Source organism: Paraburkholderia fungorum (assembly GCF_003610895.1).
Classification (GTDB): Bacteria; Pseudomonadota; Gammaproteobacteria; order Burkholderiales; family Burkholderiaceae; genus Paraburkholderia; species Paraburkholderia fungorum_B.
This window is the reverse complement of the sequence record NZ_MCAS01000030.1, coordinates 1-12,444: the sequence shown is the minus strand read 5'-3', so window position 1 is coordinate 12,444 and position 12,444 is coordinate 1. Positions and strand designations below refer to the sequence as shown.

12 protein-coding genes are annotated in these 12,444 nt (G+C 61.6%); 7 read left to right on the top strand and 5 right to left on the bottom strand.

Features of this window, described 5'->3' with window-relative positions; genetic code table 11:
• Nucleotides 1–151 precede the first annotated feature (151 nt).
• Nucleotides 152–1,084, bottom strand: a complete 933-nt coding sequence (locus BCY88_RS25175) for a 2-hydroxyacid dehydrogenase (protein WP_120346883.1) — start codon at nucleotides 1,082–1,084, stop codon at nucleotides 152–154.
• 309 nt (nucleotides 1,085–1,393) lie between these two features.
• Here BCY88_RS25175 and BCY88_RS25170 point away from each other — a divergent pair, with 309 nt between their 5' ends.
• A complete protein-coding gene (locus tag BCY88_RS25170; RefSeq protein WP_183081443.1) occupies nucleotides 1,394–2,926 on the top strand; it encodes a sensor domain-containing diguanylate cyclase in 1,533 nt (510 codons plus the stop codon).
• A 114-nt stretch (nucleotides 2,927–3,040) separates the two neighbouring features.
• Here the strand turns inward: BCY88_RS25170 and BCY88_RS25165 are convergent, their stop codons facing one another.
• A complete protein-coding gene (locus BCY88_RS25165) occupies nucleotides 3,041–3,364 on the bottom strand; it encodes a VOC family protein (protein WP_120346881.1) in 324 nt (107 codons plus the stop codon).
• A gap of 227 nt (nucleotides 3,365–3,591) precedes the next feature.
• Here BCY88_RS25165 and BCY88_RS25160 point away from each other — a divergent pair, with 227 nt between their 5' ends.
• A complete protein-coding gene (locus tag BCY88_RS25160; RefSeq protein ID WP_120346880.1) occupies nucleotides 3,592–4,011 on the top strand; it encodes a VOC family protein in 420 nt (139 codons plus the stop codon).
• A gap of 1 nt (nucleotide 4,012) precedes the next feature.
• Here BCY88_RS25160 and BCY88_RS25155 read toward each other — a convergent pair whose 3' ends face one another.
• Nucleotides 4,013–5,422 carry a heavy metal sensor histidine kinase gene (locus BCY88_RS25155; protein ID WP_120346879.1) on the bottom strand — a complete coding sequence of 470 codons (1,410 nt, stop codon included), beginning with the start codon at nucleotides 5,420–5,422 and terminating at the stop codon, nucleotides 4,013–4,015.
• Nucleotides 5,419–6,090, bottom strand: a complete 672-nt coding sequence (locus BCY88_RS25150; RefSeq protein ID WP_120346878.1) for a heavy metal response regulator transcription factor — start codon at nucleotides 6,088–6,090, stop codon at nucleotides 5,419–5,421. The genes BCY88_RS25155 and BCY88_RS25150 overlap by 4 nt, the downstream gene beginning before the upstream one ends.
• 197 nt (nucleotides 6,091–6,287) lie before the next feature.
• Between BCY88_RS25150 and BCY88_RS25145 the strand changes: the two genes are divergently transcribed.
• The 3 genes from BCY88_RS25145 (at nucleotide 6,288) to BCY88_RS25135 (ending at nucleotide 8,449) form a co-directional block, all read left to right on the top strand.
• A complete protein-coding gene (locus BCY88_RS25145) occupies nucleotides 6,288–6,920 on the top strand; it encodes a hypothetical protein (RefSeq protein WP_120346877.1) in 633 nt (210 codons plus the stop codon).
• Between the two features lie 126 nt (nucleotides 6,921–7,046).
• Entirely contained in the window at nucleotides 7,047–7,679 is a 633-nt protein-coding gene (locus BCY88_RS25140; protein WP_120346876.1) for a cytochrome b/b6 domain-containing protein, read from the top strand.
• Nucleotides 7,676–8,449, top strand: coding sequence for a molybdopterin-dependent oxidoreductase (locus BCY88_RS25135; protein ID WP_120346875.1), 774 nt, complete (start codon nucleotides 7,676–7,678; stop codon nucleotides 8,447–8,449). Before BCY88_RS25140 ends, BCY88_RS25135 begins: the two co-directional genes overlap by 4 nt.
• 20 nt (nucleotides 8,450–8,469) lie before the next feature.
• On the opposite strand, the gene BCY88_RS25130 is transcribed toward BCY88_RS25135, so the two are convergent.
• On the bottom strand, nucleotides 8,470–9,498 hold the full coding sequence (locus BCY88_RS25130; RefSeq protein ID WP_259461506.1) for an AraC family transcriptional regulator: 1,029 nt from the start codon (nucleotides 9,496–9,498) through the stop codon (nucleotides 8,470–8,472).
• A gap of 319 nt (nucleotides 9,499–9,817) precedes the next feature.
• Between BCY88_RS25130 and BCY88_RS25125 the strand changes: the two genes are divergently transcribed.
• Nucleotides 9,818–10,870, top strand: coding sequence for an NAD(P)-dependent alcohol dehydrogenase (locus tag BCY88_RS25125; protein ID WP_120346873.1), 1,053 nt, complete (start codon nucleotides 9,818–9,820; stop codon nucleotides 10,868–10,870).
• A gap of 284 nt (nucleotides 10,871–11,154) precedes the next feature.
• A complete protein-coding gene (locus BCY88_RS25120) occupies nucleotides 11,155–12,405 on the top strand; it encodes an IS256 family transposase (protein WP_120342987.1) in 1,251 nt (416 codons plus the stop codon).
• Nucleotides 12,406–12,444: the final 39 nt, after the last annotated feature.

Here is a 12,444-nt window from a genome sequence, read left to right as displayed (position 1 = left end):
TTCGATACCGATCATCCTATTCGCCACCGGGCCACAAGGGAAATCACGATTTACGACAGAAACTATCCGCTACGCCGATGATTTCAATTTGCCTTCACCTTTATTCAGCCGCCTTCGGCTGCCTTCCGCTGTCTTTTGTCGCCTTCGGATGTCAGATCGGCGTCAAAACCGTCTCGCCGGCAAAATGGCGCGTGGCGTTAGCCAGAAAATTGTCGACCGATGCGGTGATCGCCTCCGGCGAGCGGCCGCCCACATGCGGTGTCAGGACGACGTTGCGCAGCGCCAGCAAGGCTTCGGGCGGATGCGGCTCGCCCTCGTAGACATCCAGCGCCGCCCCGGCGATCGTGCCTGCAGTGAGCGCAACGGCCAGCGCGGCGGTATCCACCACGCTGCCGCGCGAAACGTTGACCACGAAACCGTGCGGACCGAGTGCGTCCAGCACCGCTTTGCCGATCAGATGGCGCGTAGCGGCGCCACCAGGCGTCGCCACGATCAGGAAGTCGCACCACTGCGCGAGACCCTGCACGCTGTCGAAATAGCGCAGCGAAGAGCCTTCGCGCGGTTTGCGGTTGTGATATCCGATTTCCATATCGAACCCGGCACCGCGTCGCGCGATCTTCTCGCCGATATGACCGAGCCCGACGATGCCGAGCCGCTTGCCCGACACATTCGGGCGCATCGGCAAGGTGTCGCGCCAGGCGCCCTTGCGGGTGGCCTGATCGAGTTGCGGCACGTCGCGCACCACCGCGAGCAGCAAGGCGAACGCGTGATCGGCCACGCAATGATCGTTGGTGCCCGCGCCGCTCGCGAGCACGATGCCGCGGGAGCGGGCATGGTCGACAGCGAGGTTTTCATAGCCTGCGCCAAGCACGCTGACAAACTCGAGTTGCGGCAGCCGGTCGATTTCAGCGGCTGTGAGGCCGGTGGTGCCATTGGTCAGCACGGCACGGAACGTCTCGCCATGCGCGGCGATCGCGGCGGCCCGCTGGGTGGCGTCGGGTGCATGGACGACGTCGAAGGCCGCCTCGACACTCGCGCGGCTTGCGTCTTTCAAAGGGATCAAAACCAGCAGGGATGGCTTCATGAGGGACGTTTTTTCTTGGGACGATGAGGGACGAAGGCGCGACGAGTGAGTGTAGCAAGCCACGCCCAGCCCCGCTGGCGGGCGCTCGCAAGCGATTGAGAGCGCCTGCGTGAACGCCTCGCGAACGGCCGGAAAGCGACCGCGAACGGAAAGTCCTGTTGCGAACCTGCTGCCGCAGGGCCTAAAGTCCACCCAGGCCACGCCGTTATCTTCCTGAATGGATCGGCGCAAATACCATGCACCCTACGTCTTTCTTTTGAACCGAACCCAACCGCTTTAAAATAGCCGAACGCCGACCACGGAAATCCCATGCTGGACACTCCCCCGCGCGGCCCAGCGCCCGCCAGTGACGCCCCACAGGAAGTCGCCCGCCCCGAAGGAAGTCCCCTTGGGGGATCGAAGGACGACTCCGAAATGTTCGAACTCGCTCCTGTGTCGCTTTGGCTCGAAGACTTCAGCGGCGTGCACGCGCTATTCGACAGATGGCGGACAGAGGGCGTAACCGATCTGCGCGCCCATTTCGCCGAATATCCGGCACTTGTTGCCGAATGCGCGCACAGCATTCGCGTTATCAAGGTCAATCAGAAAACGCTGACGCAATTCGAGGCGGCCGATTTCGACGCGCTCACCAGCAATCTCGCCACCGTGTTCCGCGACGACATGCTCAAGACTCATCTTGAGGAGCTGTGTCAGCTATGGGCCGGACAAGCCCACTTCACGAGCCAGACGGTCAACTACACGCTCGGCGGCCGGCGCCTCGACGTGTTGCTCAAGGGCGCCGTGTTGCCCGGTCATGAAGGCCGCTGGGACCGCGTGCTCGTGTCCGTCGAAGACATTACCGAACTCGAAGGCGCGCGGCACCGCGTGACGCTTGCCGAACAGTACGTGCGCGGCCTGTTCGAGTATTCGCCAGTATCGCTGTGGGTGGAGGATTTCAGCGCGGTCAAGCGGCTGCTCGACGGCGCGCGGGCGGCCGGCATCAGCGATTTTCGGGTGTTCACCGACGTGCATCCCGAGTTTGTCGAACGCTGCATGCAGGAAATTCACGTGCTCGACGTGAACCAGCACACGCTCGACATGTTCGCGGCGAAAGACAAAAAAACGCTGCTGGCGCACCTGCCGGACGTTTTCCGCGACGACATGCGGCCGCATTTCCGCGAGCAGTTGCTCGATCTGTGGGACGGCAAGCTGTTTCAGCAGCGCGAAGTGCTCAACTATGCGCTCGACGGTAACGAGGTGCACGTGCACCTGCAATTTTCGGTACTGCCGGGCCATGAACACAATTGGGACCTGGTGCTGGTGGCCCTCACCGACATCACGGCGCGCAAGAAGGCCGAAGCGTACCTGGAGTTCCTGGGCAAACATGACGTGCTGACCAAGCTGCGCAACCGTTCGTTCTACGTGGATGAGCTGAACCGCCTTGAGCGCAAGGGTCCGTGGCCCGTGACGATCATCATGGCCGATCTGAACGGCCTCAAACGCGTAAACGACCAGCTTGGCCACGCCGCCGGCGATGCATTGTTACGGCGCGCCGGCGAGGTTCTCGCCAAGGCGATAGACGCGCCTTTTTACGCGGCGCGTATCGGCGGCGACGAGTTCGCGATTCTGTTGCCGGACACCGACGAGCGCGGCGGCGCCGCAATGGTCGACTCGATCCGCCAGCTGGTCGATCTGAACAACCAGTTTTATCCCGGTTCGCTGCTGAGTTTTTCGATGGGCGCGGCGACGTGCCAGCGCGGCGACCGGCTCGAAGCCGGCGTGCAACGTGCCGATCTGCTGATGTATGAGGAAAAGCGCGCGCACTACGCCAACCGTCCGGCTGCGGACGCCCCGGGCGATTGATCCTGGCGTGCGCCCGTATGCCCGCACGGCGTTGTTTCGATCGCTGAAGACAGCGCTGCATCAGCGGATCGGGCGCTACGCCAGACACCTGGTTGCGCGCCTATTCGACCCGGCTCAGCCTTGGTCGGTCCGGACCGCCTCGCCGTAAGTGCTGACGATCCGCCGATCCTGCTCTTCGACCGAAAACAGCTCCCATTCGAGCCCGTTCACATCTTTGCTGCTCGCGTACCCTTCCACCGCGTCGTCCTCGAAGCCAACGTGCCGAAGCTGCCCTGCTTTGTCCGGCATCTCGTTGATCGAAAAATTGAGCAGATCGGTACGCCACATCGCGTAACGGCCGGGTACCACCGCGGTAGGCGGCTGGTCGAGACGGCGGGTGTAGTCTTCGATGGACGCATCGAGGCTCGCAACGGCCAAGGCGATATGGAAGCGTTTCATAGCGAGTGTCCTGACAGTGGGGATGAGGTGTTTTCATCGTATCGATGAAACATTGGCGCAACCAGTTGCGCAGTCATCCCGGTATCGCCATTACCGGTTTGCGCCCTGACAACTACCAGGGCGCGGGATGAAGACGGTTGACGTCCGTTAGCCTGGCATCTGAAGAAAGTTAGAATCGACTGGCCCGGTTCGGGCCGGCACTGCAAGGCAAACCAGGAGGGACCCTGATGCTTTCCCACGTATTCGTCGGTATTTCGGATTTCGAGCGCGCGTTCAACTTCTATGGCGTGCTGATGGAGACGTTAGGGCTGCGGCTCAAGTTCCGTGACAGCGATGCATGCTGGGCCGGCTGGATGGCGGCCGATGCGCCGCGGCCGCTGTTCGTGATCAGCAAACCCTACAACGATCGACCCGCCACCGTTGGCAATGGCCAGATGTTGGCCCTGCTTGCCGCGGACCGCGCCACGGTCGATCGGGCGCATGCCGCGGCACTTGCTCACGGCGGCGCCTGTGAAGGACCACCGGGTTTGCGCCCGCACTATCACGCCGACTATTACGGTGCGTACTTTCGCGATCCCGATGGCAACAAGCTCTGCGTGTGTTGTCATGAGCCGGATACGGGCACGGCCACGCAAACAGCCCGGTAGACTAGCTGCCCGGAATGCCCGGAAAGCGCAACTCGAAGCGCACCACGCCCGGCACCGGACACACCACCCGCGCCGTGCCGCCGTGCAGATGCATGATCGCCCTGACGATCGCGAGGCCCAGCCCGCTCGATTCGGTAAACGCGCTGCGCGCCGCGTCCGCGCGGTAGAAGCGATCGAACAGGCGGTTCAGCTGCTCGTCAGGAATCGGCGCACCGTCGTTTTCCACCACCACTGTCGCGCCCTGTTCGTCCTGCGTGCCGCTCAAACGCACAACCGTATCGTTCGCGCCGTATCGAACCGCGTTGACGACGAGATTGTTGATCGCACGCCGGCACAGCATCGGATTGACCGACGCCATACCCTGCGCCTCGACGGTAAAGCGCATACCGCGCTCGTCGGCGGGGCCTTCGAAATAATCTGCGATCCTGACGAGTTCATTGCGTAGATCGATCGGCTCACGATCGATCGCCAATGCAGCATGGTCCGCATGCGCCAGAAACAGGATATTTTCCGCGATGTGGCTCAACCGGCTCAGTTCCTCGAGATTCGATTCGAGCACTTGCTGATATTCATCGACGTCGCGCGATTTGGCGAGCGTCACCTGGGTCTGGCCGATCAGGGCGCCCACGGGCGTGCGAATTTCATGCGCCAGATCGGCGGAGAACTGCGAGAGGCGCTGATAGCCGTCCGCAAGACGATCGAGCATCGCATTGAAGGCGTGCGTGAGCTGGCGGAGTTCGACCGGTGCGGCCTCGCTGTCGAGCCGTACCGACAGGCTCGCCGGACTGATCTGCGCCGCTCGCGTGGCAATCTCGCGCACCGGCCGGAACGTGCGGCGCAGCACGTAGTAGGCGAGCAACGTCGCGGCCAGCATGCCGATCAGCGTGGCCAGTACGATGCGATTGCGGTACGCGGCCAGCATCCGCACTTCCTCGGTCATCGGATGCGCGGCGATCACTTCGACCTCGCTGCCGTCCTCACGCGCCCTGACCGTGGCAATCGCCCAATGAATCGGCACACCGTCGGGCAACAGGGTCTGGTGAATATCCGGGAGCGTCGGCAACCGGTTCTGTGCACCGGCCTGCAGGGTGGGCACCGCAATGTTCGCGGGGTTGACGTCGATAAACGGCGCTTCGCCTGGGCGGCGAAACAGCAGCACGTCCTGCTCCGCGCCGAGCATGGTCTCGAACAGCAACGGCCGGTTCTTTAATTCGCTGACCGAATAAAGATCACGCACGATACGGCTGAAATGCTCGACACGGCCGGTGAGCACCACGTCCGCGCGGCGCTCCAGCGACACGTGCGCCGAGTGATAGAAGTACGCACCCAGCGTGCCGATCACCACGCACGCGATCGTGGCGAACAACACGGTGGTACGCGTCGTCAGCGAACGTTCGGTCCACAGTTTCATAGGCCGTCGCCGAAGGTATAGCCAATGCTGCGCACCGTATGAATCAGCTTCTTCTCGAACGGATGATCGACCTTGGCGCGCAGCCGTTTAATGGCGACGTCGACCACGTTAGTGTCGCTGTCGAAATTCATATCCCACACTTCCGAGGCGATCTGCGTGCGTGATAACGCTTCACCCTGCCGGCGCACCAGCAGATGCAGCAGCATGAATTCCTTGTTGGTCAGCGGAATCTCGACTCCTTCGCGCGTGACCTTGCGGCGCAGGACATCCAGTTTGAGATCGGCGATCTCGAACACGTCGCTCTCGCGGATTACGCCGCGACGCAGCAGCGTGCGGATGCGCAACACCAGTTCGGTGAAGGAAAAGGGTTTGACGAGGTAGTCGTCCGCGCCGAGTTCGAGGCCGCGGATGCGGTCGCTGACGTGATCGCGCGCGGTCAGAAAAATGACGGGCAAATCGCGCCGCGCCCGCAGCGCGCGCATGATTTCCCAGCCGTCGATGCCCGGCAGCATCACGTCCAGCACCACGAGGTCGTACGCGTGTTCGAGCGCCATATGCAGGCCGTCTGTGCCGGTGCGCGCGAGGTCGACCGCGTAGCCGCTTTCACGCAGCCCCTTTTTCAGGTAGTCGCCGGTTTTCGGATCGTCTTCGATGACGAGGATGCTCATGGTGCGTGCTTATGGTGCCCAGTTTCCAACCCCGCGCGCCGCCGTAGGCGTGGGTCATGAAAATGGACGTGGGTATGGTGGCCATTCTACGTGGCCGCGCCGCGCCGTTCATGACGTTTTTGTCATCCGTCTGTCACCCTGCGGAGCCACTCGCACGCCTAACCTGCCCCTATCCTTCACCCACCCAGAGCCGACTCATGAAGATTGTTTCCGCCAATGCGATGCGCGCCATCGTCGCCCCCGCGCTCGTTGCTGTCTCGCTGTTTGCCGCAGGATCCGTCGCACAGGCCCAGACTGCCGCGCCCGCAGGTGTACGCGGCACGGTGACCTCGCTCTCGGGCGACCTGCTCAAGGTCCACACGCGCGACGGCAAAGACGTCGACGTGAAGCTCGCCAAGGACACGCCGATTCGCGGCGTGACGCTCGCCAATGTGAACGACATCAAGCCGGACAGCTATGTCGGCACCGCCGCGATTCCGCAGCCCGACGGCACGCTCAAGGCGCTCGAAGTGCATGTCTTCCCGGCCAGCATGCGCGGTGCCGGAGAAGGTCACCGCCCGTGGGACCTCGGCTCGAACAGCACGATGACCAACGGCACGGTGGGCTCGCTCGTGGTCAGCAACGGCCGCACGATCACGGTGAAGTACAAGGACGGTGAAAAGAAAATCGTGATTCCGCAAGACGTGCCGATCGTCGCGCTCGAACCGGGCGACCGCTCGCTGCTGGTGCCGGGGGCCAAGGTTGTGCTGTTCGCCCATAAGGAAGCCGATGGCTCGATGGCCGCGAATTTCATCTCGGCAGGCGAGCACGGTGTCACGCCGCCGATGTGAGGCGATTTAAGCCGACATAACGCGGCGCGTTAGCCGTTCGTTTTTTCGTTTCCCAGGCCGTTCTGGATAGCCGCATGAGTCAATCGTGCGGCTTTCGGATTTCCGTTTGTTTCGCCACCGCTCACCATGCCTAAACCGCAAGCGCGCTTTATCGTCCACCCGCTAATCGTACGAATCACACACTGGATCAACGCCTTTGCAATGGTCTGCATGGTGATGAGCGGCTGGGCGATCTATAACGCGTCGCCCTTCTTTCCATTCCGATTTCCGGCGTGGGCGACCGTCGGCGGCTGGCTGGGCGGCTCGATTGCCTGGCATTTTGCGGCGATGTGGCTGCTGTGCGCGAACGGCCTGTTGTATCTGGCGTATGGCATCGGACGAGGGCATTTCCGCCGCAAGCTGTTGCCCGTCCATCCACGCGATGTCGTACACGACGCGGCCCTCGCGATGCGGTTCAAGCTGCCGCACGATACCGGCAAATACAACGCGGTACAGCGTGCGCTCTATCTGTTCGTGCTGTTCCTTGGCGTGCTGCTGGTGGCGTCGGGGCTCTCGATCTGGAAGCCGGTGCAGTTCTCGTGGCTCACCGCGCTATTCGGCGGCTTCGATTTCGCGCGTCGCGTGCATTTTGTTGCGATGGCGGGCGTGGTCGGCTTTGTCGCCGTGCATCTGGCGCTGGTGCTGCTGGTGCCGCGCACGCTGCTGCCGATGCTGACCGGCCGCGCCGGCCTCACGAGACACGAAAGGAGCGGCGCATGAGCGAATCAGAACGCAAGGATTCGCGCGGCACACGCATTGTCCTCGCCGACCACAAACCGCAAATCGAACGCCTGCAGCGGCGCCTGTTCCTGCGCTCGTCGCTTTCGATCGGCGCGCTGGCGATGCTCTCGGGCTGCAACATGCAGGACGGCGATTCCGTCGACAAGGTCTTGTGGGCCATGTCGCGCTGGAACGATCGCGTGCAAGGATGGCTGTTCGATCGCAACAAGCTGGCGCCGACTTACGCGGCGAGCCAGATCACCGACCCGTTCCCCTTCAACGCGTTCTATCCGGAGTTCGATGCGCCGGATATCGACGGCTCGACGTTTCAACTGGAAGTATCGGGCCTGGTATCGGACAAGCGCACATGGACGCTCGATCAACTGCGTGCCTTACCACAAGCTTCACAGATTACGCGGCACATCTGCATTGAAGGATGGAGCGCGATCGGGCAATGGCGAGGCGTGCCGTTTCGCACGTTCCTCGAACGCGTCGGCGCCGATCTGAGCGCACGCTATGTCGGCTTCAAATGCGCGGACCGTTATTACTCCAGCCTCGACATGGCGACGGCCTTGCATCCGCAAACCCAACTCACGCTGGATTTCCGCGACGCCCCGCTGCCGGCCAAATACGGCTACCCGTTGAAGCTGCGCGTACCGACCAAACTGGGCTTCAAGAATCCCAAACACATCGCGGCGATCTTCGTGACCAACACGAACCCCGGTGGCTATTGGGAAGATCAGGGGTACAACTGGTTCAGCGGGCTATAGCGCTGGCGGCAAACACGCGCCTATACCGCGGTCACATAACGTGCGGCCGGTTTGACCACTCGCGGCGGCGGCGCATCGTACACGGTGCGCATGCGTTTGACTTCATCGACCGGGCTCAGGCCGAACAGACGCTTGAATTCGCGGCTGAATTGCGACGCGCTTTCGTAACCGACTCGCGCCGCGGCCGCGCCCGCATTCAAGCCGTCCTGCACCATCAGCAAACGCGCGTGATGCAAACGCGTGGTCTTCACGTATTGCATCGGCGAGGTCGCCGTCACGGCCTTGAATTGCGCGTGAAAAACGGCGAGGCTCATGCCCGCTTCCGACGCGAGCGTATCGACGTCGAGTTGCCCGTGGTAGTCGGCGTGGATTCGCCGTAGCGCCTTGGCGATGCGGCCGAAATGATTCTGATGCGTGAGCGCCGCGCGAATCGCGTCCCCCTGCTCGCCCGTCAGCACGCGATAACAGATTTCGCGGACCACGCCTGGCGCGAGAATGCGCGCGTCGAGCGGCGAGGCCAACGCGTCCATCAAACGCTGAACGGCATTGCTCAAAGCGGGATCGAGCGGCGTCGAATAGATGCCGAGCGGCTCGTTCTGCGCGGTGCCCTGCGTTTCATTCAGCGCCATCAACAACTCGGCCACCATGCTCAGATCGACGCGCACCGAGATGCCGAGGAACGGCATATCCGGGCTCGCCTCGGTTTCACATTCGAACGGTAGCGGCACCGACAGCACCAGGTACTGTTGCGCGTCGTACTGGAATACCTGATCGCCGAGATAACCACGCTTGCGCCCCTGGCAGACAATCACGATGCTCGGCTCGTACATCACGGGCATGCGTGGCATCGGCGTGTTGGCGCGCATCAGATTGACCCCTTCCAGGCTCGATCGCGTAATCCCCGGATTGGGTGCGAGCGCGTCGAACAATTCGACCAGACGCTGCTGGGCCGGATCGGCGGGACCACCAAGGGCGGGGCTACCCAAAGCGGGGGCGCGACCGGCGGGGTCACCGGCGGCGGGGGCGGGTTCAACAGAACGGGTTGACATGACGATATAGTGACGCACAAGAGAATAATGCTTGAAATTTAGCACCAATCGACCTACTGCGCTCATCGTCAGGAGTTTTAGGCAAACCTTCAAGATATTCAGGTATTCCCCGGTTCGCTCCTGGCTCCTACTATGGGAACCCTGCCGGATCATCTATTTCCGCGCTGCGCGAGGCCTGGTTGCCGGTTCACTGTTTCGGTGGATATGTCGGCCACCGCCTGCGCCGTGATCCCGGTTCACAACAAGGTTTGGCCTCATCGGCGACGCGCGTCGCCCATCGCCGGCGCCTTGTGACATCACCCTCTTGCTGGAGTTACCCATGAGCACGACTTATGCCTATGCAGCGACCGACGCGACCGCGCCGCTCGCCCCGTTCGAAATCCAGCGCCGCGAACTGCGCGCCCATGACGTGCAAATGGAGGTCCTGTTTTGCGGCGTATGCCATTCCGACTTGCATCAGGCACGCAACGAATGGAAGAACACGGTTTTTCCGGTAGTGCCGGGCCATGAAATTGTCGGCCGCGTAACGGCGGTGGGTCCGGACGTGACGCAGCACAAGGTGGGCGATCTGGTGGGTGTGGGATGCCTGGTCGATTCGTGCCGTACGTGTGCGAATTGCGAGGAAGGTTTTGAGCAGTATTGCGAGAACGGTTTCGTCGGTACGTACAACGGTGTGGATCGTGTTGACGGTCAGATCACCTACGGCGGTTATTCGACTCAACTGGTGGTGGATGAGGCATTCACGCTGCGGGTACCGGACAATCTCGACCCGGCGGGCGTGGCGCCGCTGCTGTGCGCGGGTATCACGACGTATTCGCCGCTGCGCACGTGGGGTGCCGGTCCGGGCAAGAAGGTCGGAATCGTCGGTTTGGGCGGTCTGGGTCACATGGGCGTGAAACTGGCCCGTGCGATGGGTGCGCATGTGGTGTTGTTTACGACGTCGCCGTCGAAGATCGAAGATGCGAAGCGGCTTGGCGCGCATGAGGTTGTCATCTCGAAGAATGCTGAGGAGATGGCAGCGCATGCCAACAGCTTCGATTTCATTCTGAACACCGTGGCCGCACAGCATGATTTGAATCCGTTTTTGAATCTGCTCAAGCGTGATGGAACGATGACGCTGGTCGGGGCTCCGGAACACGATCACCCGTCGCCACAGGTGTTCAATCTGATTTTCAAGCGTCGCCGTCTGGCTGGTTCGCTGATTGGCGGGATTGCCGAGACGCAGGAGATGCTCGACTTCTGCGGCGAGCACGGGATTACTTCGGATATTGAGGTGATTCCTATGCAGGGGATTAATGAGGCTTATGAACGGATGCTTAAGAGCGATGTTAAGTATCGGTTTGTGATTGATCTGGATTCTTTGCGGAAGTGATTTTTTTCTGCCTGCGGCGCTTTTTTGGTTTGCGTCGTGGGTTGGTTGTTGATCTGGTTTGGGTTTTTCTTGCTTTGTTAGTGGTGTGTTTTGCTTGTGTTTTGGCTGTGTTTTTGTGGCGTTGGCCTCTCCTTGCTTTGTTAGTGGTCTGTTTTGGCTGTGTTTTTGCGGCGTTGGCCTCTCCTTGCTTTGTTATTGGTTTATTAGTGTTGCCCCTGTGCGGGGCGGCACGGGCCTGTCATTAATTTCGTGTTCAAGGCATATCATTCTCCCCAGGAGAACCTATGCCTCGCAAACCGAAAGCTACGCCGGCAGAACTGCCGGTGATCCCCGCTGAGCTGCTTGAGAAGTTCGGCAACGGGCCGATGACGGCCGAAGCGATCAACGCCGCGACGTTGTCCTTGAAGAAGGCGCTGATCGAGCGGGCGCTGGGTGGCGAGATGAGCCATCATCTCGGCTACACGTCCGGTGCTGCAAAGCCCGCGGCCGTCACCAATCAGCGCAATGGCACGGGCGCCAAGACAGTCCTGACCGAGGACGGTCCGATCCGTATCGAGATCCCACGCGATCGCGACGGTAGTTTCGAACCGCTGCTGATTCCCAAGCACGAACGGCGCTTCACGGGTTTCGATGACAAGATCGTCGCCATGTATGCCCGGGGTATGACCGTGCGTGAGATACAAGGCTTTCTGCTCGAACAGTATGGCACCGACGTCTCGCCTGATTTCATCAGCTCGGTTACCGACGAGGTCATGGCCGAAGTGACGGCCTGGCAGGGCCGCCCGCTTGAGCCGATGTATCCGGTGGTGTTCTTCGACGCATTGCGGGTCAAGATCCGCGAAGACGCCGTGGTGCGCAACAAGGCGATCTACCTTGCGCTGGGCATTCTTCCCGACGGCACACGCGATATCCTCGGCCTGTGGATCGAGAACACCGAGGGCGCCAAGTTCTGGATGAAGGTGTTCAACGACCTCAGGACGCGCGGCGTCAACGACATCCTGATCGCCGTCACCGATGGTCTGAAGGGTATGCCCGAGGCGCTGGCGGCAGTGTTTCCGGCCACCACGCTGCAGACCTGCATTGTTCACCTGATCCGCAACAGCCTCGATTACGCGAGCTGGAAGGACCGCAGGGGCCTGGCCGCAGCGATCCGCCCGATCTACACCGCGCCCAGCGCGGAAGCGGCGCAGGCGGAACTCGATGCATTTGCTGATGGGCCATGGGGGCAGAAATTCCCGCCGGTCAGCGCGGCGTGGCGCAACGCCTGGGATCGCGTAATTCCGTTCTTTGCGTTTCCACCGTCGGTTCGCAAGGTGATATACACGACGAACGCCATTGAGAACATCAACTCGCAGTTGCGCAAGATCATCAAAACGCGGGGCCACTTCCCGACCGACGAGGCTGCGACGAAGCTCATCTGGCTTGCATTGCGTAACATCACTGCCGATTGGGGGCGTGCGGCTCATGACTGGAAGGCCGCCATGAACCAGTTCGCCATACTTTATGAGGACCGATTCGTTCGACCATCCGTGTAATTCTCAACCCGCCTTGAACACGGAAATTCTGACACCCCC

Coding starts and splice junctions, on each gene's coding strand:
- BCY88_RS25175 (WP_120346883.1), bottom strand. CDS start 1,084: ATGAAGCCATCCCTGCTGGTTTTGATCCCTTTGAAAGACGCAAGCCGC.
- BCY88_RS25170 (WP_183081443.1), top strand. CDS start 1,394: ATGCTGGACACTCCCCCGCGCGGCCCAGCGCCCGCCAGTGACGCCCCA.
- BCY88_RS25165 (WP_120346881.1), bottom strand. CDS start 3,364: ATGAAACGCTTCCATATCGCCTTGGCCGTTGCGAGCCTCGATGCGTCC.
- BCY88_RS25160 (WP_120346880.1), top strand. CDS start 3,592: ATGCTTTCCCACGTATTCGTCGGTATTTCGGATTTCGAGCGCGCGTTC.
- BCY88_RS25155 (WP_120346879.1), bottom strand. CDS start 5,422: ATGAAACTGTGGACCGAACGTTCGCTGACGACGCGTACCACCGTGTTG.
- BCY88_RS25150 (WP_120346878.1), bottom strand. CDS start 6,090: ATGAGCATCCTCGTCATCGAAGACGATCCGAAAACCGGCGACTACCTG.
- BCY88_RS25145 (WP_120346877.1), top strand. CDS start 6,288: ATGAAGATTGTTTCCGCCAATGCGATGCGCGCCATCGTCGCCCCCGCG.
- BCY88_RS25140 (WP_120346876.1), top strand. CDS start 7,047: ATGCCTAAACCGCAAGCGCGCTTTATCGTCCACCCGCTAATCGTACGA.
- BCY88_RS25135 (WP_120346875.1), top strand. CDS start 7,676: ATGAGCGAATCAGAACGCAAGGATTCGCGCGGCACACGCATTGTCCTC.
- BCY88_RS25130 (WP_259461506.1), bottom strand. CDS start 9,498: ATGTCAACCCGTTCTGTTGAACCCGCCCCCGCCGCCGGTGACCCCGCC.
- BCY88_RS25125 (WP_120346873.1), top strand. CDS start 9,818: ATGAGCACGACTTATGCCTATGCAGCGACCGACGCGACCGCGCCGCTC.
- BCY88_RS25120 (WP_120342987.1), top strand. CDS start 11,155: ATGCCTCGCAAACCGAAAGCTACGCCGGCAGAACTGCCGGTGATCCCC.